This is a genomic window from Erythrobacter sp. HI0063 (assembly GCF_001635685.1).
In the GTDB taxonomy this organism is placed as follows: Bacteria; Pseudomonadota; Alphaproteobacteria; order Sphingomonadales; family Sphingomonadaceae; genus Qipengyuania.
In genome coordinates, this window is record NZ_LWFF01000317.1 from 1 (window position 1) to 22,997 (window position 22,997).

At 62.8% G+C, this 22,997-nt stretch carries 22 protein-coding genes and 1 pseudogene; 11 read left to right on the forward strand and 12 right to left on the reverse strand.

All coding sequences use genetic code 11. The annotated features are described in order from the left end of the window. From A3736_RS12165 to A3736_RS12180, 4 genes are all read right to left on the reverse strand, one after another. Positions 1–337 (reverse strand): AAA family ATPase (locus tag A3736_RS12165; protein WP_156502112.1); only part of this gene is annotated, 337 nt, incomplete at its 3' end. Positions 338–451: 114 nt separating this feature from the next. Next, complete coding sequence (locus A3736_RS12170) at positions 452–1,153, reverse strand: 50S ribosomal protein L25/general stress protein Ctc (RefSeq protein WP_067683335.1); 702 nt, start codon at positions 1,151–1,153, stop codon at positions 452–454. A 136-nt stretch (positions 1,154–1,289) separates the two neighbouring features. Then, a complete protein-coding gene (locus A3736_RS12175; RefSeq protein ID WP_067683337.1) occupies positions 1,290–2,192 on the reverse strand; it encodes a TraB/GumN family protein in 903 nt (300 codons plus the stop codon). A 5-nt stretch (positions 2,193–2,197) separates the two neighbouring features. Then, the gene (locus A3736_RS12180) at positions 2,198–3,130 is read right to left on the reverse strand and encodes a TraB/GumN family protein (protein ID WP_197465596.1); all 933 of its coding nucleotides are present in this window, start codon (positions 3,128–3,130) and stop codon (positions 2,198–2,200) included. Positions 3,131–3,387: 257 nt separating this feature from the next. Between A3736_RS12180 and A3736_RS12185 the strand changes: the two genes are divergently transcribed. The 3 genes from A3736_RS12185 to ppdK all read left to right on the forward strand — a co-directional run bounded on the left by A3736_RS12185 (position 3,388) and on the right by ppdK (position 9,208). After that, on the forward strand, positions 3,388–4,290 hold the full coding sequence (locus A3736_RS12185) for a glycine--tRNA ligase subunit alpha (protein ID WP_067683339.1): 903 nt from the start codon (positions 3,388–3,390) through the stop codon (positions 4,288–4,290). Further along, a complete protein-coding gene (gene glyS, locus A3736_RS12190) occupies positions 4,287–6,458 on the forward strand; it encodes a glycine--tRNA ligase subunit beta (protein ID WP_067683381.1) in 2,172 nt (723 codons plus the stop codon). Before A3736_RS12185 ends, glyS begins: the two co-directional genes overlap by 4 nt. A 71-nt stretch (positions 6,459–6,529) precedes the next feature. Further along, entirely contained in the window at positions 6,530–9,208 is a 2,679-nt protein-coding gene (gene ppdK / locus A3736_RS12195) for a pyruvate, phosphate dikinase (RefSeq protein ID WP_067683341.1), read from the forward strand. Here ppdK and A3736_RS12200 read toward each other — a convergent pair. Further along, positions 9,205–9,957 (reverse strand): methyltransferase domain-containing protein, encoded by a 753-nt coding sequence (locus A3736_RS12200; RefSeq protein WP_067683342.1) that lies wholly within the window; start codon positions 9,955–9,957, stop codon positions 9,205–9,207. The two genes, ppdK and A3736_RS12200, sit on opposite strands and share 4 nt — an antisense overlap. Positions 9,958–10,012: 55 nt before the next feature. On the opposite strand from A3736_RS12200, the pseudogene A3736_RS18290 reads away from it, so the two are divergent. The 5 genes and pseudogenes from A3736_RS18290 to A3736_RS12220 all read left to right on the forward strand — a co-directional run. After that, positions 10,013–10,222 (forward strand): annotated as a pseudogene (locus A3736_RS18290) (double zinc ribbon domain-containing protein); the annotation flags it as partial. 39 nt (positions 10,223–10,261) lie between these two features. Continuing rightward, entirely contained in the window at positions 10,262–10,819 is a 558-nt protein-coding gene (locus tag A3736_RS12205) for a ComF family protein (RefSeq protein ID WP_369815450.1), read from the forward strand. A 290-nt stretch (positions 10,820–11,109) separates the two neighbouring features. Beyond that, on the forward strand, positions 11,110–11,487 hold the full coding sequence (gene hisI, locus A3736_RS12210; RefSeq protein ID WP_067683345.1) for a phosphoribosyl-AMP cyclohydrolase: 378 nt from the start codon (positions 11,110–11,112) through the stop codon (positions 11,485–11,487). A gap of 58 nt (positions 11,488–11,545) precedes the next feature. Next, positions 11,546–11,995: a MerR family DNA-binding transcriptional regulator gene (locus tag A3736_RS12215; protein WP_067683351.1), complete on the forward strand. Its 450-nt coding sequence runs from the start codon at positions 11,546–11,548 to the stop codon at positions 11,993–11,995. Between the two features lie 46 nt (positions 11,996–12,041). Then, entirely contained in the window at positions 12,042–13,847 is a 1,806-nt protein-coding gene (locus tag A3736_RS12220) for an acyl-CoA dehydrogenase C-terminal domain-containing protein (protein WP_067683353.1), read from the forward strand. A 212-nt stretch (positions 13,848–14,059) separates the two neighbouring features. Here the strand turns inward: A3736_RS12220 and A3736_RS12225 are convergent, their stop codons facing one another. The 5 genes from A3736_RS12225 to tyrS form a co-directional block, all read right to left on the reverse strand. Beyond that, entirely contained in the window at positions 14,060–14,428 is a 369-nt protein-coding gene (locus A3736_RS12225; protein WP_067683355.1) for a hypothetical protein, read from the reverse strand. A gap of 55 nt (positions 14,429–14,483) precedes the next feature. After that, positions 14,484–15,404, reverse strand: a complete 921-nt coding sequence (gene cysK / locus A3736_RS12230) for a cysteine synthase A (RefSeq protein ID WP_067683357.1) — start codon at positions 15,402–15,404, stop codon at positions 14,484–14,486. Continuing rightward, positions 15,401–16,732, reverse strand: coding sequence for an MFS transporter (locus tag A3736_RS12235; protein WP_255362995.1), 1,332 nt, complete (start codon positions 16,730–16,732; stop codon positions 15,401–15,403). The genes cysK and A3736_RS12235 overlap by 4 nt, the downstream gene beginning before the upstream one ends. Before the next feature lie 85 nt (positions 16,733–16,817). Next, entirely contained in the window at positions 16,818–17,156 is a 339-nt protein-coding gene (locus A3736_RS12240) for a PilZ domain-containing protein (RefSeq protein WP_067683359.1), read from the reverse strand. A gap of 125 nt (positions 17,157–17,281) precedes the next feature. Next, on the reverse strand, positions 17,282–18,511 hold the full coding sequence (tyrS, locus tag A3736_RS12245; RefSeq protein ID WP_067683361.1) for a tyrosine--tRNA ligase: 1,230 nt from the start codon (positions 18,509–18,511) through the stop codon (positions 17,282–17,284). Positions 18,512–18,554: 43 nt separating this feature from the next. Here tyrS and A3736_RS12250 point away from each other — a divergent pair, with 43 nt between their 5' ends. Genes A3736_RS12250 through A3736_RS12260 form a run of 3 tightly spaced genes read left to right on the forward strand, consistent with a single transcriptional unit; the run spans position 18,555 to position 21,306 of the window. After that, positions 18,555–19,109 (forward strand): DOMON-like domain-containing protein, encoded by a 555-nt coding sequence (locus A3736_RS12250; RefSeq protein WP_067683363.1) that lies wholly within the window; start codon positions 18,555–18,557, stop codon positions 19,107–19,109. After that, a complete protein-coding gene (locus tag A3736_RS12255) occupies positions 19,106–20,305 on the forward strand; it encodes an exo-beta-N-acetylmuramidase NamZ domain-containing protein (RefSeq protein WP_067683365.1) in 1,200 nt (399 codons plus the stop codon). The genes A3736_RS12250 and A3736_RS12255 overlap by 4 nt, the downstream gene beginning before the upstream one ends. After that, on the forward strand, positions 20,302–21,306 hold the full coding sequence (locus tag A3736_RS12260) for an aspartyl/asparaginyl beta-hydroxylase domain-containing protein (protein WP_067683367.1): 1,005 nt from the start codon (positions 20,302–20,304) through the stop codon (positions 21,304–21,306). Before A3736_RS12255 ends, A3736_RS12260 begins: the two co-directional genes overlap by 4 nt. 12 nt (positions 21,307–21,318) lie before the next feature. Here A3736_RS12260 and A3736_RS12265 read toward each other — a convergent pair whose 3' ends face one another. Both A3736_RS12265 and A3736_RS12270 read right to left on the reverse strand, forming a co-directional pair. After that, positions 21,319–21,699 (reverse strand): hypothetical protein, encoded by a 381-nt coding sequence (locus A3736_RS12265; protein ID WP_082851469.1) that lies wholly within the window; start codon positions 21,697–21,699, stop codon positions 21,319–21,321. A gap of 72 nt (positions 21,700–21,771) precedes the next feature. After that, positions 21,772–22,956 (reverse strand): VWA domain-containing protein, encoded by a 1,185-nt coding sequence (locus A3736_RS12270; protein ID WP_067683368.1) that lies wholly within the window; start codon positions 22,954–22,956, stop codon positions 21,772–21,774. Between the last annotated feature and the right edge of the window lie 41 nt (positions 22,957–22,997).

Consider the following 22,997-nt stretch of genomic DNA (forward strand, 5'->3'; position numbering starts at 1 on the left):
GCGGGGCATCGGGCCGCACGGTGCCGTGCAGCGTGGCGATGCGGCGAAACAGGCGGCTCAGGCAGACCAGCGTCGGATAGTCGAGCAGGATGGCCGTGTCGGCCCGCGCCAGCCTCCGGTCCAGGCTGCTGCCGAAATTTCCGTCGATGATCCAGGTCCCGCCCGCAATGAGCCCGTCAAGGCGCGCGTCCCATTCCGCCGGATCCGGTTCCTGCCATCCGGGGAGGTGATAATGGGCATCGAGATGGATCAGCGGCAGCCCGGTGAGCGCGGCGAGGGCACGGGCGAAGGTCGATTTGCCTGCCCCCGGCGATCCCAAAACCAGCACTCTGCGCATGACCTGCTCCTTCCGTGCGGCCCGGTCGCGGATCGAACCGCACCGCTGCATGAAACGAAAACACCGGCCTGTCGCCAGGCCGGTGTCTCGTTTTCGGTATCGGGAGAAAAACCCTTATTCGGGGCTCTTTTCCTGCTGTTCCAGAGCGGCGTCGTCGTCCGGACCCTGTTCGGTCGCGGCGGTTTCGCCCGGCTCCATGCCGGCACCGGTCTGATCGTCGCCGTCTTCGGCGCCTTCGCTCTTCTTGAGCGCCGACGGAGCGACCAGCGTGGCGATCGTGAAGTCGCGATCGGTGATCCCGCTTTCGCTGCCCTTGGGCAGGTCGACTTCGCTGATGTGGATCGAATCGCCGACTTCCTTGCCAGTGACGTCGATCTCGATTTCGCTGGGGATCGCATCCATGTCGCAGACCAGTTCCAGCTCGTGACGGACCACGTTCAGAACGCCGCCCTTCTTGAGGCCGGGGCTCGCTTCTTCGTTGATGAAGACCACGGGCACGTTGACTTCGACCTTGGCGCCCTTCGAGAGACGCAGGAAGTCCGCATGTTCGGGACGGTCGGTGACCGGGTGAAGCGCGACATCCTTGGGAAGGGTGCGCAGGGTCTTGCCGCCGATTTCGATGCTCACGATCGAGTTCATGAAGTGGCCGGTGCCGAGCTGGCGGACCAATTCCTTCTCTTCGACGTGAATCATCACGGGATCTTCCTTGCCGCCGTAGATCACGGCGGGAATACGACCTTCGCGGCGCAATTGACGGGAGGCTCCCTTGCCAGCCCGTTCGCGCGCTTCGGCCGGCAGGGTCAGAGCGTCGCTCATGGGTCTTGCCTTTCGAGTATGCGTTGAGTTGCTTGTACGTGTCGGACGCCACGCCTCCAGGGATGACCATGGCGGGTCCGAAGCGCGGCGCTATAGCGGGGTGGGCCGGAAACGCAAGCTTTCCCGCATCCGACGGCTATTGGATGCGGCGCACCGTAAAGCCGCGCGCTTCCAGCATGGCAGGCAGGCCATCGGGGCCGAACATATGGCCTGCGCCGACCGCTATCAGCGGCTTGCTCTGCGTGGAGAAGAGGTTTTCCAGCTGAGCGGTCCAGGCCCGGTTCCGTCCGGCGAGGAGCGCTTCGTAAAGCTCCGGATCGGCCAGAATGCCCTCGCGCGTCAATTTCGCCAGCGCCTCTCCATCGCCTTCGCTCCAGGTGCGGGCGAGGCGACCCATATCGTCGTCGTATTCGCGGGTCTCGGCGATTATGGCGTTGAGCAGGTCGCGCTGTTCCGCCTCCGGCAAAGTGTCGAAAATGCCGAGCTGGCGCTCGCCGCCCTCGATTTCGACGATCTCGCGCCCTTCGAAGTCGCCGATCAGAGCGCGATCGACGCCGTTCTCGCTTTTCGACGCCTGCGCCACTTGCGCCAGCGTGAGCGCGGCGGCCCAGCTTTCCATGGCGTCGAAATGGTCGCTGCGCACCTTGGCTTTGGTCAGCAGCGTTTCATACTGACTGCGCAGGGCCGGATCGATCCGTTCGGCCAGCGGTCCGGGCGGATCGTCGAAGGCGAGGCTTACGAAAATGTCGGTCAGCTCGCTGCCGTTATCGAGCCCCGCCACTTCGACGACCAGCAGATCGGCTTGCTCGATGGTTTTTTCAAGCAGTGGCGTGCGCCAGGATACGCCATCGGGCAATGCGTGGATCGTGCCGAACAGCCACCCTTCGACCGCTCCCGCATCGTCGACCACCTCCCACAGGATCGGCTCTGCCTTGGTTTCGGGCTCCGCCTGCCGTTCCGATCCGCAGGCGGCGAGGGCCATCAACCCGAAGAGAGCGAGGCCACCTGCGACACGGCGAAAAATGGGCAATCGCTGCATGGAATTCAATCGATCCGCTCGGCAGACAAGCCCCGCTCTGCGAGCATCGCCTGAACCGATGTCGGCCCGAAGAAATGTCCGGCGCCGACGGCGACCAGCACGATTCCGGGGCGATCGAGCCGCTTGTCCAGCCACCCGGCCCAGGCCCGATTGCGGTCTTCGAGCAGGATCTTCTCGAACAGGACGCCGAACTCCCCCTCGCCGAAATCGAGGTCGTCGATCTCTTCGCCCTTCGCCCACTCGTGTTCGAGAGCGAGATCCAGCCCATCGGCATCCTCGCCATCGCCAAGAAAGAAGCTTTCCGAATCCTCGCCATTCCAGGCGATCAGGTCAGTTTCCAGCTGGGCAAGCAACAGGTCCTCATCGATGGAAAGGATGTTGGTGAGGACATCATTGCTGTCCTCGATCGATCCGATCGGCTTGCCCGCCTCCGCGAATTCCGATTGAAGGATCGTCTCGACGCCGTTCTCGGACTCCGAGCCCATCATGTCGAGCTGGCCCACGCCCGCTGCCATGATGGCAAGCATCGGCGGCATCCTGTCGAAGATCGCGGGCGGCATCTCGGTCAATTCTGCCAGCGCGAGCCATTTCTCGCCGGCTTCGGGAGAGAGCCGCTTCGATGTCGGGACGCGATCCTTCATTTCGGACAGCACCCGAACCATCAGGGCCTGGGAGCCTGCTTCGCTGTCCGCATCGCTGGTTTCGATCACCAGTTCGTCGGCGTCTTCCACGATGCTGTCGAACCGGGCGCTGCGCCAGCGAAACCCGTCGGGAAGGACGTGGAAGGTCCCGAACAGATAGATGGTCGTGTCCTCGTCCGCCAATTTCCAGATTGCGGGCTTCGGATCGTAATCCTGGACGAAAGCAGGGACAGCAAATGCTTCATCGCTTCGGACCGGTTTCGCATGAGTGGCCTGCGCCCAGGCGGCAGGCGCCATCAGAAGGGCAGCTATGCCGGCAGAAAACGCGAAGAAGCGGTGCATTGGACTGGAAACCTCTGGCGATCGGGCAACTGGCCGCGTCTGTCTTAAAGAACCGCTATCGCTGCCCGTCATCGAATATTTCGTGAATGGTCATGCCGAAAATCCGCGCAATCCGAAAGGTCGAAACAGGATGGAGAAATTCGCGGTCCTCATCCCCTCGCCGGTCCCCATGACATTGACCCCGTTTCGCACCTGCGGCATGGCCGCTCGTCATGGACCGGAACCCGCAAAACTCCTTTCAGGACATGATCCTCGCGCTCCACGATTTCTGGAGCAGCAAGGGGGGCTGCCTGATCCTTCAGCCCTATGACATGCGGATGGGGGCGGGCACGTTTCATACTGCGACTACCTTGCGCGCGCTCGGCCCGGAGCCGTGGAACGCGGCTTTCGTCCAGCCCTGCCGTCGCCCGACCGATGGTCGTTATGGCGAGAACCCGAACCGGCTCCAGCATTATTACCAGTATCAGGTGATCCTGAAGCCGAGCCCGCCCGATATTCAGGACCTCTATCTCGAAAGCCTTGGCGTGATCGGGATCGATCCGCTGAAGCACGATATCCGCTTCGTGGAAGACGATTGGGAATCGCCGACCTTGGGCGCCTGGGGGCTGGGCTGGGAGGTCTGGTGCGATGGGATGGAAGTGACGCAGTTCACTTATTTCCAGCAGATGGGCGGCTTCGATTGCAAGCCGGTGGCGGGCGAGCTGACCTACGGTCTCGAACGTCTGGCGATGTATATCCAGGGTGTCGACAACGTCTACGATCTCGATTTCAACGGGCGCGGCGTGAGCTACGGGCAAGTATTTCTCGAAAACGAGAAGCAGATGTCGAAATGGAATTTCGAGGTCGCGGATACCGATACCCTGTTCGACCTCTTCGCCAAGGCCGAGGCGGAGTGCCGCAATGCGCTGGCCGCCAGTGTCCCGATCGCCGCGTATGAACAGGCGGTCGAAGCCAGTCATATCTTCAATCTGTTGCAGGCGCGCGGCGTGATCAGCGTGCAGGAACGCGCCAGCTATATGGGCCGGGTGCGCGATCTGGCGCGCGGATCGTGCGAGGCGCATATGGCGAAGGAAGCGCCCGGCTGGGCGGAGAAATATCCGGAGTGGTCGAAATGAGCGGCGCCGACAACCGGAGTGATTTCCTCCTCGAGCTGCGCAGCGAGGAAATTCCTGCACGGATGCAGGCGGGCGCGCGGGCCGAGCTGGAAAAGCTGTTCCGGCGCGAGATGGACGCGGCGGGCGTTTCCGTGGGCGATATCACCGTCTGGTCCACGCCGCGCCGCCTCGCGCTGATCGCACGCCACCTGCCCGAGGCGACGCAGGCGGTGAGCGAAGAGGTCAAGGGGCCGCCCCAAGGCGCTCCCGATGCGGCGGTAGACGGCTTCTGCCGCAAGGCAGGCGTGACGCGGAGCCAGCTGGAAGTGCGCGACGTCAAAGGGCGTCCGACCTATTTCGCCGTGATCGACACGCCAGGCCGCGCAATGCGCGACCTGCTTGGCGAGGCGATATCCGCCATCGTTCGCGATTTTTCGTGGCCCAAATCGATGCGTTGGGGTGAAGTCTCGCTCAGCACGGAATCCCTGCGCTGGGTGCGCCCGCTGTCGGGCATCGTCGCCTTGCTGGGTGACGAGGTGGTCGCATGTGAGGTCCACGGCGTCACCAGCGGTGCTGTCACGCTCGGCCATCGCTTCCATCACGCGGGCGACATCACTATCGGAAGTACCAACGATTATGCGCTGAAATTGCGCGCAGGCCATGTCATCGTCGACCACGAGGAGCGGCAGGATCTGATCCGCAGCGGCGCGGCCAGGGTCGCGTCTGAAGCGGGCCTGTCGCTGGTCGAGGATGAGGGCCTGGTGGTCGAGAATGCGGGTCTAACCGAATGGCCTATCCCACTCCTGGGCCGCTTCGACGAAGCGTTTCTCGAAGTGCCGCCTGAAGTCATCCAGCTCACCGCGCGCGTGAACCAGAAATATTTCGTGTGCCAGGATACCGCAGGAAATCTGGCCAACGCCTTCGTCTGCACAGCCAATATCGAGGCGGGCGATGGCGGTGCGGCGATCGTCGACGGCAATTGCAAGGTGCTCGCCGCGCGCCTCAGCGACGCACGCTTCTTCTGGGAGCAGGATCGCAAGAAGACGCTGGCCCAGCACGCCAAGGGGCTGGAGCGGATCACCTTCCACGAGAAGCTCGGGACGGTCGCAGACAAGGTCGATCGCGTGGCGAAGCTGGCCGACTGGCTGGTCTTCGACGCCAAAGCGCCCAATGGCGACCACAAGGCCGCGCGACTAGCCGCCGAGCTTTCCAAGGCCGACCTGGTCACCGAAATGGTCGGAGAATTTCCCGAACTTCAGGGTCTTATGGGCGGCTATTACGCGCGGGCCGAGGGGCTTCCGGATGATGTCGCCGATGCCATTGCAGATCATTACCGGCCGATCGGACAGGACGACGAGGTGCCGACCGCTCCCCTGACCGTCGCGGTCAGCCTCGCCGATAAGCTCGATACGCTTCTGAGCTTCTTCAAGATCGGTATCCTTCCGACGGGATCGAAGGATCCTTTCGCGCTTCGCCGGGCTGCGCTCGGATATCTGCGTCTCGTCCAGGCGAACGATTTGAAGCTGTCGCTCGATCAGATCGTCCACGCGTGGGAAGGGCGCCCGCATCGCGCCCTTGCGACAAAACTGACGGATTTCCTCGCCGAACGGCTCAAGGTCCAGCAGCGCGAGGCGGGCGTTCGGCACGATCTCATCGACGCGGTGTTTGCTTTGGGAGGGGAGGACGATCTCGTCCGCCTGCTCGCGAGGGTGAAAGCATTGCAGAACTATATCGAAACCGCCGAGGGCGCAGACCTTCTCGCCGCTTACAAGCGCGCCGCGAACATTCTCAAGAAAGAGGATTGGCAGGGGCCGGAAGGCGAGATTGCGCATACGGGCGAGGAAGATCCTCTCGCGCTTGTCGATGATCCGGACATGAAGGCCGTAATCGACGCCAAGATGTCCGAACGGCGCGAGACGCCGCTTTCCTACTCGCCCGAGCCTGCGGAAAAGACGCTGATGGAAGCGCTGTCCCAATCGGAAACGCGCGCCAAACAGGCGCTGGCGAAGGAGGATTTCGCCGCCGCGATGAATGCGCTTGCAAGCCTGCGTGCGCCGATCGACCGCTTCTTCGAAGAAGTGACGGTGAATGCGGATGATCGGGACAAGCGCGCCCATCGCCTCGCCCTTCTCGCCCGATTCCGCGATGCGGTCCACCAGGTTGCGGATTTCGGGCGGATCGAAGGCTAGGCGCTCGACAACGGATCGGGCGGCGTTTCGGCGTCGCCCTGTGTATATTTTGAAAGCTGACGGGGCTCGAAATGAATAAGACGGTCTTCACATTCGGCGGGAACGCCGCGCATACGAATGCAAGGCAGAAGGACAAGACCGTGACTGGCGGCAAGGGCGCGAACCTGGCCGAAATGGCCAGTATCGGCCTGCCGGTGCCCCCTGGCTTCACCATCGCGACCGAGGAATGCCTCAGATACCTTCGCGAAGGCGCCGATTTTTCGAGCGATCTTCGCGAGGCGGTGGCCGAGGCGCTGGCCCATGTCGAGCGCACGGTGGGTAAGCGGTTCGGCGATGCGGCCGATCCTTTGCTGGTCTCGGTCCGCTCCGGCGCCGCCGTCTCCATGCCGGGGATGATGGACACCGTTCTCAATCTCGGCCTCAATGACGAGACGGTCGAAGGGCTGGCGAACACGTCCGGCGATGCCCGCTTCGCCTGGGACAGCTATCGCCGCTTCATCCAGATGTATGGCGACGTGGTGCTGGGCGTCGATCACGGCCTGTTCGAAGAAGCACTGGAAATCGCCAAGGAAGACAACGGCTTCTACGCCGATACCGAATTGTCAGCCGATGACTGGCGTGAGCTGGTGGGCGAATACAAGCGCATCGTCAGCGAGGAGCTGGGCAAGCCGTTCCCGCAGGATCCCATCGAACAACTCTGGGGCGCGATCGCCGCAGTGTTCGACAGCTGGGATACCGAACGCGCGAAGATCTACCGCCGCCTGAACGACATTCCGCACGACATGGGCACGGCAGTGAACGTTCAGGCGATGGTGTTCGGCAATATGGGCGACACCAGCGCCACCGGCGTCGCCTTCACGCGCGATCCTTCGACCGGCGAGAAAGCCTATTACGGGGAATGGCTCGTCAATGCGCAGGGCGAGGACGTGGTCGCGGGCATCCGAACCCCGCAATATCTGACGAAGGCCCGGCGCGAAGCTGCCGGCGCGGACCGCCCGAGCATGGAAGAGGCCATGCCCGAAGCCTTCGGCGAGCTGGCGCGCGTGTTCGATCTGCTGGAACGGCATTATACCGACATGCAGGATATCGAATTCACCGTGCAGCAGGGCAAGCTGTGGCTGCTTCAGACCCGCAACGGCAAGCGCACTGCCAAGGCCGCGCTCAAGATGGCAGTCGATATGGTGGGCGAGGGGCTGATCGACCGCAAGGCCGCGATCCTACGCGTCGATCCGATGGCGCTCGATCAATTGCTGCACCCCACGCTCGATCCCGATGCGCCGCGAGACATCCTGACCACCGGCCTCCCGGCATCCCCGGGCGCGGCCAGTGGCAAGATCGCGCTCGATGCGGATACGGCGGAATTGTGGGCCAATCGCGGCGACAAGGTGATCCTGGTCCGGATCGAGACCAGTCCCGAAGATATTCACGGCATGCATGCCGCCAAGGGCATTCTGACGGCGCGCGGCGGCATGACCAGCCACGCCGCCGTGGTTGCGCGCGGCATGGGACGGCCCTGCGTTTCTGGTGCATCGCAGGTGCAAATCGCCCGCGAAGGACGCACGCTGACCATCGGGCAGCGCGAGCTGAAGGAAGGCGACGTCATAACCATCGACGGCGCCAAGGGCGAAGTCATGGCGGGCGAAGTGGCGACCATCGAGCCCGAGCTTGCAGGCGATTTCGGCACGCTGATGGAATGGGCGGACGAACACCGCCGTATGCGCGTGCGCACCAATGCGGAAACGGAGCGCGATTGTTCGATGGCGCGCCAGTTCGGGGCCGAGGGCATCGGATTGTGCCGCACAGAACACATGTTCTTCGATGCCGACCGGATCAGCGCGGTGCGGCAGATGATCCTGGCAGACGACGAAAAAGGCCGCCGCGCCGCACTCGCCAAGCTGCTGCCCGAACAGCGCATGGATTTCGTCGCGATCCTGCGCGCGATGGCGGGCCTTCCCTGCACGATCCGCCTGCTCGATCCGCCGCTGCACGAATTCCTGCCGCATGGCGACGCCGAATTCGCCGAGCTGGCGGAAGCGACCGGGCTGGGCGTCGATCATTTGCGCCGCCGGGCGAACGAGCTGCACGAGTTCAATCCCATGCTCGGCCATCGCGGCTGCCGGCTCGGGATCACCTATCCCGAAATCTATGAAATGCAGGCGCGCGCCATCTTCGAAGCCGCCTGCGATGTCGCGGCGGAGGCGGAAGAGGCTCCGGTCCCCGAAATCATGATTCCTCTGGTCGCGACAAGGCGCGAGCTGGAAATCCTGCGCGCGCTGGTCGATCGCGTTGCGGAAGAGGTTTTCGCGCAAATGGGCCGCCGGATCGAATATCTGGTCGGCACCATGATCGAATTGCCCCGCGCCGCCCTGATGGCGGGTGAAATCGCCACGGAAGCGGAATTCTTCAGCTTCGGCACCAACGATCTGACCCAGACCACGCTCGGTGTGAGCCGGGACGATTCCGCGCGCTTCCTCGCGCCCTATGTCGACAAGGGGATTTTCGCGCGCGATCCCTTCGTCAGCCTGGATATCGACGGTGTCGGGCAGTTGGTCGAAATGGCTGCGGAGCGCGGGCGAGCCACGCGGGGGGCCATCAAGCTGGGCATATGCGGCGAACATGGCGGCGATCCGGCAAGCATCGCTTTCTGCGAGAGCGTCGGCCTCGATTATGTCAGCGCCTCGCCGTATCGCGTGCCGATCGCGCGGCTCGCGGCGGCACAGGCCGCGCTTCGCAAGCAGTCGGCGGGCTAGGCCCAGCCGGTCAGAGTCAGGATTTCAAAGCTCTCGACGACGCGACCGTCCTCGTCCGCTCCGCTCGCAAACGCTGTACGCGCGCGCTCCATTGCGGCGCGCGATAACGGCGGGCCGGGCTGGGCGAGCTGATTGCCGAGGCCCTGATCGCGCAAATCGCTCACCAGCCGGTCGAGCGAGCGATAGCCGACGGTGATCGGCCAGCTATCGACCACGAAGCGGCGAAATCCGGCGCGCTCGAGCAGTGCGGTGGCAGAGCGCGTGTCGATCACCGGATGCATCCGAGGCACGGCGCGGTCCGGCTCGGCTGCGATCATCGCGCGGCGCAGATGCGACAGGCTGCCAGCACCCACCAGGCTCGCCATCAGCAATCCATCATGAGCCAGCGCCGTGCGAAGGTGCAGCAGCGCGCCCGGCAGATCGTTGACGCTCGCCAGCGTGCCGAGATTGGCGACGAAATCGAAGGGGCCGCCTTCGACCGGGCTTTCCTCCTTGAAATCGAGCGGCGTGGCGCGCACCACGTCTCCTGCCTTGGCAAGCCGATCGGATAATGCGGTGCCCAATTCGCCGATGACCAGCGTTCGCGAGGGAGCTGCGCGCATGAAGTCCAGCCGCTCGATCATATCCTCGACGATCGCGTCCTCGACGAAGCGGGCGGTATCCGCTGCGTCGTTTCGGGACAGCGCGCGCGACCAGGCGTGACGGCGACGGGCAGGGGCGAAGATGCGGGGAGGGAGGCGATCGGCCATGGTACCAGCCCTGCCGTGCTTGCCAGCGCGGCGCAAGCGGTCCAGCACTGTGCGCATGTCCGCCCGCGCGCTTATTGCCGACACGTTCTCGCCGATAGTGGACCTAATCTATCCGCCCCGCTGCCCGGCTTGCGGCTCAGGTCTGGCGAGCCAAAGCGGATTGTGCGCGCAATGCTGGGACCAATTGGTGATCCCGTCGTCTCCGGCGTGCGGGGCCTGCCAGCGCCCTTTCGGGGAGCATGGACCCGAAGACGGGGCGATCTGCGCGCCGTGCCTTCTGAAGCCGCCAAGGCATGACGGGATCGTGGCGGCAACGCTTTACACCGATGTCTCGCGTAAGCTGGTGCTGTCGCTCAAGCATGGCCGGCGGATCGCTCTCGCCCCGATGCTGGCGCGGTTGATGGCGGCGCGGCTGCCCGTTGCGGAGCGAGAGCGGCTGATCGTTCCGGTTCCGCTGCATCGCTGGCGGTTGTGGCATCGCGGCTTCAATCAGGCCGCATTGCTGGCGCGCGACATTGCAGGGCTGGGCCATGGCACTCTGATTGTCGACGGACTGGTGCGCCGCAAGCGCACGCCCTCGCTCGGCGGAATGGGCGCGAAGGCTCGCCATCGCGCCCTGTCAGGTGCTTTGATGGTCAATTCGCGGCACGCCGAGACACTGCGTGGACGGGAGGTGATCCTCGTCGACGATGTTCTCACCAGCGGCGCCACCTCGAGCGCATGCGTGGCGGCTCTCAAAAAAGCCGGCGCGGCATCGGTCGTCATCTGCTGTTTCGCGCGCGTTCTCGACGAAGCGCTGGACGCCCGGCCTGCCGTAACAAGTGAAACGCCCGGATCCGCGAAGGATCCGGGCGCCACGTGACGAATCAATGCGAACCCTCTCTTGCGAGACCGGCGCAGCCCCCCAGCATGCGCCTTGGATCCAATCCCTCATCGTTTGCGGCCGCGCCTTGCCCTGAAGCAGGCAGCGATGCCGCGACCCCTGAACCCTGGCGCATTCTGCGGCACCTTCGATCCGGTTGGCCGCCCTTGCGGGCTGCGAAGACATACATCTCACCTCTCTCGGGTTCATCAAACAGCAATGCGTGCTAGGGCTCAATTTTACCCATGTTTTGTTGCCATGACGCAACAGGCGATGCCGAGGAACACCAGATGAGCGCTGACCAGATCGATGCCCGCACTCGCGAGCAGGGGACCGATTTCCTGCCGAAATTCGACGAAAAGGGTTTGTTGAGCGCCGTGGTGGTTCACGCCGAGACCAGCGAGGTCCTGATGGTGGCCTTCATGGATCGCGAGGCTTTGGACTCGACGATCGAAAGCGGGGACGCGCACTTCCATTCCCGATCGCGGGGAAGATTGTGGAAGAAGGGGGAGACGTCGGGCCATGTCCTGAAGGTCGAAGAGATCCTGGTCGATTGCGATCAGGATGCGCTGGTACTCAGGTGCCGTCCGCTCGGCCCCACATGCCATACCGGTGCCCGCAGCTGTTTCTATCGCCGTCTCGAAGACGGAACTCTGCACCGGATCTGAAGCTTGTCCAAAGCGTCAAAGCTTGACGCTTACGTAAGGTGCTGCTAAACAGTTGGGCATGACGGCAAACCCGAACAAGGATGAGTTTCAGCGCCGTGCCGGCAATTCCGGTGCGCTGCTCGATCGGCCCGACGCTCTGGCTCGCGAGCGCTATTCGATCTCGGATTTGACGACCGAGTTCGACTGCACGGCGCGCGCCCTGCGCTTCTACGAGGATGAAGGGCTGATCGCGCCGTCGCGCGTCGGACTGACCCGCATTTATTCGAAGCGTGATCGGGCCCGGCTTGCCTGGATCATGCGCGCAAAGAATGTCGGCTTCTCGCTCACCGAAATTCGCGAGATGATCGACCTCTACGATCTGGGCGATGGCCGCGTGGAACAGCGCCGCGTTACGATCGAGAAATGCCGCGCGCATGTCGCCAAGCTCAAAAGTCAGCGCGACGATATCGACAGCTCGATCACCGAATTGACCGACTTCATCGACCATATCGAAGAGATCGACTCCTGATCCTTCCGCTCTCCTCTTCAATTTTCCTATTATCCAAGGACTCACGATGCCAACCTACACCGCCCCGACCCGCGATGCGCGTTTCATCATCAACGAAGTGCTCGACTTGGCGAGCTACGGCAATCTGCCCGGCTTCGAAATGGCGAGCCCCGACGTGACCGACGCGGTCCTGTCCGAAGGTGGCAAGTTTTGCGCCGAGGTGCTGGCTCCGCTGAACCTCTCGGGCGACCAGGAAGGGTGTACGCGCCATGAGGACGGCTCCGTCACCACGCCGAAGGGGTTCAAGCAGGCTTACGACCAGTTCCGCGAGGCGGGCTGGAGCACGCTGTCGCAGCCGGAAGAATTCGGTGGGCAGGGCATGCCGCACGTCCTCGGCTTCGCGTTCGAGGAGTTCGTGTCGAGCGCCAATCAGGCCTTCGGAATGTATCCCGGCCTGACGAACGGTGCGGTCTCCGCGCTGCTCGCCAAGGGCTCGCAGGAGCAGAAGGAGAAATATCTTCCCAAGATGATCTCCAACGAATGGACCGGCACCATGAACCTGACCGAGCCGCATTGCGGTACCGATCTGGGCATGATCCGCACCAAGGCCGAACCGCAGGCCGATGGAAGCTACGCGATTACCGGCACCAAGATCTTCATCTCTGCCGGCGAGCACGACATGGCGGACAACATCATCCACCTCGTCCTCGCCAAGACGCCCGGTGCGCCCGACAGCACCAAGGGCATCTCGCTGTTCGTAGTGCCGAAATTCCTGGTGAACGAGGACGGTTCGGTCGGCGAGCGCAACGGCGTCGTCTGCGGTTCGATCGAACACAAGATGGGCATCCACGGCAACGCGACCTGCGTCCTGAACTACGACGACGCAAAGGGCTGGCTTGTCGGCGAGGAGAACAAGGGTCTCGCCGCCATGTTCATCATGATGAATGCCGCACGCCTCGGCGTCGGTATCCAGGGCCTCAGCCAGGCCGAAGTCGCTTATCAGAACGCCGTCACCTACGCCCTCGATCGCCGTCAGGGCCGTGCGCTGACCGGTCCGGCCGAGCCCGAGGCGCAGGCCGATCCGATCTTCGTCCATCCCGACGTGCGCCGCATGCTGATGGATGCCAAGGCCTTTACCGAAGGCTTCCGTATGCTGTGCCTATGGGGTGCGCTTCAGGTCGATCTGACGCATTCGGCACAGACCGAGGAAGAGCGCGAGCAAGCCGACCAGCTGATCGGTCTCCTGACCCCGGTCATCAAGGGTTACGGTACCGACAAAGGCTACGAGATCGCCACCAACATGCAGCAGGTCTATGGCGGCCACGGCTATATCGAAGAATGGGGGATGAGCCAGTTCGTTCGCGATGCGCGTATCGCCCAGATCTATGAAGGCACCAACGGTATCCAGGCGATGGATCTGTGCGGTCGCAAGCTCGCCAGCAAGGGCGGCGCGGCGATCCAGGCCTATTTCAAGGCGATGGGCGAAGATATCGCCGAAGCCAAGGACAACGCCGATCTCGCCCCGCTTGCAGAGCAACTCGAAAAGGCGCTCGGCCAGCAGCAGGCGGCCACGATGTGGTTCATGCAGAACGCGATGCAGAACCCCAATCATCTGGGCGCCGGTGCGCATCATTACATGCACATCATGGGCATCGTCTCGATCGGCTGGATGTGGCTGCGCATGGCGAAGGTCGCGGCGCAGAAGCTGAATGATGGCGGGGACGACAAGGCGTTCTACGAAGCCAAGCTGGCGACCGCGCGCTATTACATGGATCGGTATCTGCCCGACGCGGGCGCGCTGCGACGTAAGCTCGAGGCCGGATCCGACAGCCTGATGGCTCTGGGTGAAGAGGCTTTCGCTACGGCAGCGTAATCCGCCACGAGCGTTAAAGCGTTGAAAGCCGCCCCGGGACGCATCCCGGGGCGGCTTTTTCATGTTTCGGATTGGTGGAGAAACGATCCTCTCCAAAGACGCCTTGGGCCCTGATCGCGGATGCCACCTTGCGAACCCGTGGCGTCACTATCGGGAAATAAAGCGTAACCTTACTGACAATTAAATGTTATCTTGCAGGAGAAAGCGTCGCTTTACCGCTCTTCACTTGTCGCCTTCTTGCCGGATCGCAAATGATCGAGAGCCTCGAGACCCGGTCCGTCCCAAGGTGAGGGCGGCCGTTCCTTCATCTTCTTGCGTTCGGCCCGTTCCTTCGCACGCGCAGCCAGCCCGCGCTGGCGGGCCGCTTCGAATGCCGACTGGAATTTCTCCCCATCCAAACGCGCTTTCAATTTGTAGGCGGCCTGACGGCTCATCCCAACGGTACGCGCAGCCTCCGCCACGCTGCCGCATTCCGACAGTGCTTTCAGGAAGGCGGAAACCTTTGGAACCGTCCAGCGATAGTCGGCATTGCGGCGCGGCATGCGATCCGGCGGCGACGAATCGGATTGGGTATCATCCATCCGCCGAATTAAGCCGCATTTGCCTGCGAGAGAAACAGGCCTTTTGGCCCTTACTTCATTCTGTCGGCAGGAAATCCGGCACCGAGAGATATCGCTCGCCCGTGTCGTAATTGAAGCCCATCACGCGCGTTCTTGCGTCGAGATCGCCGAGCTTCTGCTTGATCGCCGCCAGCGTCGCACCGCTGGAAATACCCACCAGCAGACCTTCCTTGGCGGCGCACTGACGAGCCATCTCCTTGGCGTCTTCGGGATCGACCTGGATCGCCCCGTCGATCGCCTGCGTGTGGAGGTTCCCCGGCACAAAACCCGCGCCGATGCCCTGGATCGGGTGGGGTCCGGGCTGGCCTCCACTGATGACGGGCGATCCGCCAGGCTCGACGGCATAGGCTTTGAAGCCGCTCCAGCGCTCCTTCAGCATTTCTGCGCAACCGGTCAGATGGCCGCCAGTGCCGACGCCGGTGATCATCACGTCGATCGGACTATCCTTGAAGTCCTCGTAGATTTCTTCCGCCGTTGTGCGGACATGGATTTTCCAGTTGGACTCGTTGTCGAACTGGCTGGGCATCCAGGCGCCTTCGGTCTTCTGGACCAGCTCCTGAGCGCGTTCGATCGCGCCCTTCATGCCGCCTTCCTTGGGCGTCAGGTCGAAGGTGGCACCATAGGCCAGCATCAGGCGGCGACGCTCGACACTCATGCTTTCGGGCATGACGAGCACGAGCTTGTAGCCCTTGACCGCCGCTGCCATCGCAAGGCCGATACCGGTGTTCCCGCTGGTCGGTTCGATGATGGTGCCGCCGGGCTTCAGCTTGCCAGCCTTTTCCGCGTCTTCGACCATGGCGAGGCCGATCCGGTCCTTGATCGATCCGCCCGGATTGGCGCGTTCGCTCTTCACCCAGACTTCATGGTCGGGGAAAAGGCGACCAAGCCGGATGTGCGGAGTGTTGCCGATGGTTTCGAGGACGGATTGGGCTTTCATGGAATACGCTCCTGGAGCTTTTCTTCTGGGGTTTCTGTCGTCGGTTTCTCTAGCAACTCCTCGGGAGGGTCGAAGGTCCGGGTTGTCCGCAAAACAGGGAAAATTCGCGCCCACAGCGCGACCGTCGCGATCGCCCCGATCCCGCCCGCGATGACTGCGAGCGCCGGACCGAACAGGCTGGCCAGGAAGCCGGAAAAGGCATCGCCACCCTCGTTCGAGGCGCTGATCGTCAGCAGGCTGGCCGACGAGACGCGGCCGCGCTTGTCGTCTGGCGTGTGCAATTGAATGAGCGACTGGCGGATATAGACGCTGAACATGTCCGCCGCGCCCACGATTACCAGCATGGCGAGGCTCAAGGGCATGGACCGCGAAAGGCCAAACACGATCGTCGCGAGGCCGAATATGGCGACCGCCCATAGCATTTTCGGCCCCACATTCGTTTTGAGCGGGCGAAAGCTGAACCAGATCGCCGTGACCGCAGCGCCCACGGCAGGGGCCGCCGCCAATTGCGCAAGGCCGGTCTCGCCGACCTGCAGGATATCGTAAGCAAACGGCGGAAACAGCGCGGTCGCGCCCGCCAGAAACACGGCCATCAGATCGAGCGTGATCGCGCCCAGCACCATCTTGTTGCGGATAACGTAGCGCCAGCCATCGATCACCTGTCCGATCGGACGCTGCGCCCCCGTGATCGGCGAGCGGGGAACTTTACCGATCGTGCTGATCGCAAGGATAGCGACCAGAAACAGCGCGCTGGCGATCGCATAGGGGAGGGCCGGTGCCGCATCGTAAGCGTAGCCGCCCACGGCGGGGCCGACGATCATGCCGGTCTGCCAGGCGATCGAGGACAGTGCGATGGCATTGGGCAGGATCGCCTTGGGCACGAGATTGGGCGCGAGCGCCGAGAGCGCGGGCCCGTTGAAGGCGCGCACCACTCCCAACAGTACCGCCACCGCGAAGAGCGAGGTCAGCCGCAATTCTTCGGTCCAGGTCAGCCAGGCGAGCGCGCCCGCTCCGAAAAGCTGGAGAAGAATGGTCAGCCGCGCCACGGTCTTCCGGTTGAAGCGATCCGCGGCGAGGCCGGAAAAGGGCGAGAGGACGAACAGCGGCAGAAACTGGAGCAGGCCGATCAGCGCAAGCTGGCCCGATGCGCCGAGCGCGTCCATCCCGCTTTCGCGCGCGATCGTATATGTCTGCCACCCGATGATCAGGATCATCGCATATTGGCCGACCACCATGGAAAACCGCGCGACGAGGTAGGCGCGGAAATTGTGGATGCGAAGCGGCGAGGAATCCGCGCTTATCTCAGGCGATGGTTCTGCTGTGCTCACAGCCTCGCCATGGCAAAGCGGCGCGGCGATGCAAAGCAAGTTCGCCTGTCCGGCTCACGCGCCGGACTTTTCGCAAGGGGCTTGTTTAGCGCAGTTTGCGCAGGCGCGGATTGGGCTGGAGCGTGTCGATCATCGACAGGAAATCGTCGATCCTGATGATGCGTTCGAACTGAAAACCGGCGCGATTTTCGCGTTCCCAGATGCAATAGGCCTCAATCCGCCCGATCACCGGCAGGCGCACAATCACCCGCTCGCCGCGCTCGACCCCTCGGGCGTCGTCGATCATGAAGCCGTTGGCGGAAATGTTCGAGATATGCATCCGCACATCGCCATCGCGATAATGCTCGGCGATCACGGGATGGTCGACCGGATGGCGCGACAGGCGCCGCTGATCGGTCACACTGAGCTGAGCTCCGGCAGACATGAAAGCGAACCCTCCGATGGAATGGACCCGAAACCTCGGGAGACCGCCATTCCTAACGGATAAAGGCTGACGAATCGTAAAGCTCTACGAACGGTCAGGGGCGCAAAAACTCCGTCCGTCGCTGGTCAGGCGCGGATGATCGCATGTTTCTTCTTGCCCAGGCTCAGCCGCGCCTGTTTGCCTTCGCCCAGCGTGACGAGATGGCCGGGATCGGTGATCGTCTCGCCATCGATCTTGACCGCGCCTTCGGCCAGCTTGCGCTTCGCCTCTCCGTTGGAGGCAGTGAAGCCCAGCTCCGTCAGCGCCGCACCGATGCGCACGCCATCGGGTCCGATATCGAGCACGGGCAGATCCTCGCCCGAACCGCCGCCCGCAAACGTCTCCGCTGCAGTCGCTTCGGCAGTGCGCGCCGCATCCTCGCCCCGCACCAGCGCTGTGACGGCGTTGGCGAGCGCGATCTTGGCGGAATTGATCTCGGCCCCTTCGAGCGCTTCGAGACGCGCGATCTCGTCCAGGGGCAGATCGGTGAACAGGCGCAGGAAGCGGCCCACGTCGCGATCGTCCGTATTGCGCCAGAATTGCCAGAAATCGTAATTCGGCAATTGCGCTTCGTTGAGCCATACCGCGCCCGCGGCGGTCTTGCCCATCTTCTTGCCATCCGCTGTGGTCAGCAGCGGCGTGGTAAGACCGAACAGCTCGGCCTGATCCATCCGTCGGCCCAGCTCGACCCCGTTGACGATATTGCCCCATTGGTCGCTGCCGCCCATCTGCAGACGCACGCCCATGTCCTTTGCCATGTGGCGGAAATCGTAGCCCTGCAGGATCATGTAATTGAATTCGAGGAAGGTCATCGGCTGCTCGCGCTCAAGCCGTAGTCGAACCGAATCGAAGGTCAGCATCCGGTTGACGGTGAAGTGGGGGCCGACTTCCTGAAGCAACTCGATATAGCCGAGCTCGCCGAGCCAGTCCTGATTGTCGACCATCACGGCGTCGGTCGGCCCGTCGCCGAAGGTCAGCAGCTTCTCGAAGACGGTGCGGATACCGGCGATATTGTCCGCGATCGCCTGATCGGTCAGCATCTTGCGGCTCTCGTCTCGCCCGGTCGGATCGCCGATCCGCGTGGTCCCGCCGCCCATCAGGACCACCGGCTTGTGCCCGGCCTGCTGAAGACGGCGCAGCATCATGATCTGCACCAGTGATCCGACATGCAGACTTGGCGCAGTCGCATCGAAGCCGATATAGCCGTGCACGATCTGCTTTGCGGCCAGAGCGTCGAGCCCCTCGGCATCGGTGGTCTGATGAATGTAACCGCGCTCGTCGAGAACGCGCAGGAGATCGGATGTGTAGCTGCTCATGACGGGCGCCGCGCTAGCATGTGGGCCAGCAGGGGGGAAGTGAGTGCAAACGCCGGAATCGCCGAAGCTGAAATTGTTTTCGCATCCCGCGTTTCCGCCACTGGCCGTCAAGCGGATCGTGGCCTCGGTCACGGCCAGAAGCGTTGACTGGCTGCAATTGCGCTGGCGGATTGAGGGCGCAGATGAGGTCCGTATTCCCCCCTTCGCGGGCAAACGGCGTACGGACGGCTTATGGCGCACGACCTGCTTCGAACTGTTTGCGATGGTTAGCGAGGGGCCGGATTACGCCGAGTTCAACTTCTCGCCATCGGAAGCCTTCGCAGCCTACGACTTCGATTCCTACCGCGAGGGGATGCGCGAACGGGCTTTGCCCCGCGCGCCGATCCTGTCCTGGCGGGGAGGGCGATCCGGCCTCGCGATCATGGATGTGGCAATCCCGCGCGAAGCGGTGCCTTCCGGCGAGATCGGCCTGAGCGCGGTTATCGAGGAAGAGGGCGGCACCAAGAGTTATTGGGCGCTCACTCATCCTCCGGGCGATCCGGACTTCCACCATCCCACTTGCTTCGCCGCCACGCTTGCGGCACCGAACCGGCCATGAAATTCGGTATCGACAGGCTGCTCGCCGACCAAAATTTACGCCAATCGCTCGATGGCAAGCGCGTCGCGCTCGTGGCGCATCCCGCTTCGGTGACGCAAGATTTGACGCACAGCCTCGACGCGCTGATTGCAGCGGGCGTCAACGTCACCAGCGCCTTCGGCCCGCAGCACGGGCTGAAGGGGGACAAGCAGGACAATATGGTCGAAACGGCGGACGAGACCGATCCGCTTTACGGCATCCCCGTCTTCAGCCTCTATGGCGAGGTTCGCCGGCCGACCGGGCAGATGATGTCGAGCGCGGACGTCTTCCTGTTCGACCTTCAGGATCTTGGCTGCCGTATCTACACCTTCGTGACCACGCTTCTGTACATGCTCGAAGAAGCGGCGAAGCACGGCAAGAGTGTCTGGGTGCTCGACCGTCCCAATCCGGCAGGACGCCCCGTCGAAGGAACGCTGCTCCTGCCCGGCCAGGAAAGCTTCGTCGGCGCCGCCCCCATGCCGATGCGACACGGCCTGACGCTGGGCGAGATGGGGCACTGGTTCATCCGTCATTTCGGGCTCGACGTGGATTATCGCGTGATCGAAATGGACGGCTGGCAACCCGACGGGCCGGGATATGGCTGGCCGGATGATCGCATCTGGATCAATCCGTCGCCCAACGCCGCAAATGTGAACATGGCGCGCGCCTATGCCGGCACGGTGATGCTGGAAGGGACCAATCTCAGCGAGGGCAGGGGCACAACTCGCCCGCTCGAAGTGCTGTTCGGCGCTCCAGATGTTGATGCGAAGGCGGTGTGGAGGGAAATGGAGCGCCTGGCACCGGATTGGCTCGAAGGCTGCGCCTTGCGCGAATGCTGGTTCGAACCGACCTTTCACAAGCACGCGGGCAAACTCTGCAACGGGCAGATGATCCATGCGGAAGGCCGGTTCTACGATCATCGCGCCTTCCGGCCCTGGCGGTTGCAGGCCCTCGCGCTCAAGGCAATCCGGGGGCTGTATCCCGATTACGATATCTGGCGGGATTTCCCTTACGAGTACGAACTCGATCGGCTTGCGATCGACGTGATCAATGGCGGACCCGCCTTGCGCGAATGGGTCGACGATGCGGCAGCGCAGCCGACCGATCTCGACCGGATCGCTTCCAGCGATGAAACGGCGTGGCGCGACGCGATCGCGTCCGTGATACTTTATCGATGAGTGACCCTGCATATTCCGAAGCGGAAGCGGAGCGCCGGATTGCTGTTGACGGGCGCGATGTAGAAGCCCTGCTCAACAAGGCCGATCATCGTTTCGCGGCGCTCGATCGCCGGGCAGCCGCATCCTTCTACGCTGCCGCGATCCAGGCAGCGCAGGCTGGCGCGTCACACGATCCTGCGGAAATACGGCGCGCCATCGCGCAAGGCCGAGAGATCGAACGCGGCATCTTGCCTCATCTGATCGCAGAACTGGCTGCTGCCGGGCACAGCCAACGCGACTGGCATCCTCGCTTCGCCGCCGCAGTAGCGATCATGGCTGGTCAGCGGCAGCGTCCGCCGAGCTCTGCACCCTATCCACAGACGCCGACAGCATACTATCATCCCGGACTGCCCGAACGGGAGTTCGCGGATCCAAGCGAATTCGCCTGGCGCGACCGTGTCGAGGCAGCCTTTCCGGAAATTCGCAAGGAAGGCTTGGCCCTGCTTGAAGGCGACGGGCGCTTCGCACCCTATGTGCGCCGTTCGGCCACGCGTCCGCAGGGGGATGTCCACGGCATGTTGGAAAACCGGGACTGGTCCACGTTCGAACTCACCGATTCCGGGCGGCCGGTGGCGGAGCGCGTCGCCTTGTGCCCGCAGACTTACGAAACGATCTCGGACAACGCGCCGCTGTGCGACATTCCCAATCGCGCGCCTTCGATCATGTTCTCGTTACTGGCCGCAGGCCGCCGCATCCCTCCGCATACCGGCATGATCAATGCACGCCTGATCTGCCATCTCCCGCTCGTCGTGCCGGGCGCAGGAGCGTTGCGGGTCGGGACGAGCAGTCGCTCATGGGAGGAGGGCCGCCTTTTGGTGTTCGACGACAGCGTCGAACACGATGCCCGCAACGATGCGCATCTCGACCGGCTGGTTTTGATTTTCGATATCTGGCATCCCGACCTGGAACCGATCGAGCGGGCGCAGATCCGTGAATTGTTCAGGGCGGTGGACACATACTAGGCTGCGAGTGCGTCAGTTTGCCGGTTCTATCCGAACCGGGCCCTTGCGCGGTTCCGGCACGGGCCGGATGTCGGACGTGTCCTGCTTCATCACCAGAACCTTGCATCCATCCACGCTCTGATCGACTGCCGCGATCATGAGCGGTTTTTCCGGATCGGCGGTTTCCTGCTCCGAATCGATTTCCGGCTTTCCGGCTTCGGCACGGACCTGGCGGATTTTTTCCTTGCAGCGTTCCCGCTCGATCGGATCCTGAATGTCGCGCCAGCTCTGCGCCGGTTCCTGATAGGACGGCATATCGAGGGTATCGGCGCTGGGCGGAGCGGTCTGGGCTAATGCTGCGGTCGAGCCTGCAAGCAGTGCCAGAGCGACGGTCTTCGAAACAGTCTTACGCATAAGAGATCTCCCCATGTCTACTCTGCTTGTACGGCATGAGCCTTGTATGAACGGAGATGAATCCGGCTGGCATCAGTGTCCCTGTTTCCGGCTCAATTCGCGCATCGCATCGTCCAGCCCGTCCAGCGTCAGCGGATACATGCGATCGTTGACGATCTGCCGCATGATCCGGGTCGATTGGGAATAGGACCACTGCTTTTCGGGCACGGGGTTCAGCCAGACGGTGGCCGGATAGGTATCGGTCACTCGCTTCATCCAGGTGGTGCCGGCCTCTTCGTTCATGTGTTCGACGCTGCCGCCCGGATGCGTGATCTCGTAAGGACTCATCGCCGCATCGCCCACGAACACGACCTTGTAATCGTGCCCGTATTTGTGGAGCACGTCCCAGGTCTTGGTCCGTTCCTGCCAGCGGCGCTTGTTGTCCTTCCACACCCCTTCGTAGAGGCAATTGTGGAAATAGAAGAATTCGAGATTCTTGAATTCGCTGGTCGCGGCGCTGAACAATTCCTCGGTCGTCTTGATGAAGGGATCCATCGATCCGCCGACATCGAGAAACAGCAGGAGCTTGACCGCATTGCGCCGTTCGGGCCGCATATGGATGTCGAGCCAGCCCTGCTTTGCTGTGCCTTCGATCGTCGCGTCGATATCGAGCTGGTCTGCCGCACCTTCGCGTGCAAAACGCCTCAGACGGCGCAGCGCCATCTTGATATTGCGTGTGCCCAATTCCTTGGTGTTATCGAGATTCTTGAACTCGCGTTTGTCCCACACTTTGATCGCGCGCTTGTGGCGGCTTTCCCCGCCAATGCGGACGCCTTCGGGATTGTAGCCTGAGTTGCCGAAGGGAGAGGTGCCGCCGGTGCCGACCCATTTGTTCCCGCCCTGATGGCGTTCCTTTTGTTCTTCGAGCCGCTTCTTGAGCGTGTCCATGATCTCGTCCCAGTCGCCCAGGGACTTGATCTTTTCCATCTCCTCTTCGGACAGGAATTTCTCGGCCACCGCCTTCAGCCAGTCTTCGGGCACATCGACCGGGTTCTGACCGTAATCGGACAGGATACCCTTGAAAACCCTCTGGAAAACCTGATCGAACCGGTCGAGCATGCCTTCATCCTTCACGAAGGTCGCGCGGCTGAGGTAATAGAACGCCTCGGGCGTTTCCTCGATCACTTGTTTGTCCAGCGCTTCGAGGAGCGTCAGATGCTCCTTGAAACTGGCGGAAATCCCTGCCTCGCGCAGCTCGTCGACGAAATTGAAGAACATGGGGCAGGCCATATCGCAGATAATCGCGCGAGGCCAGCGAG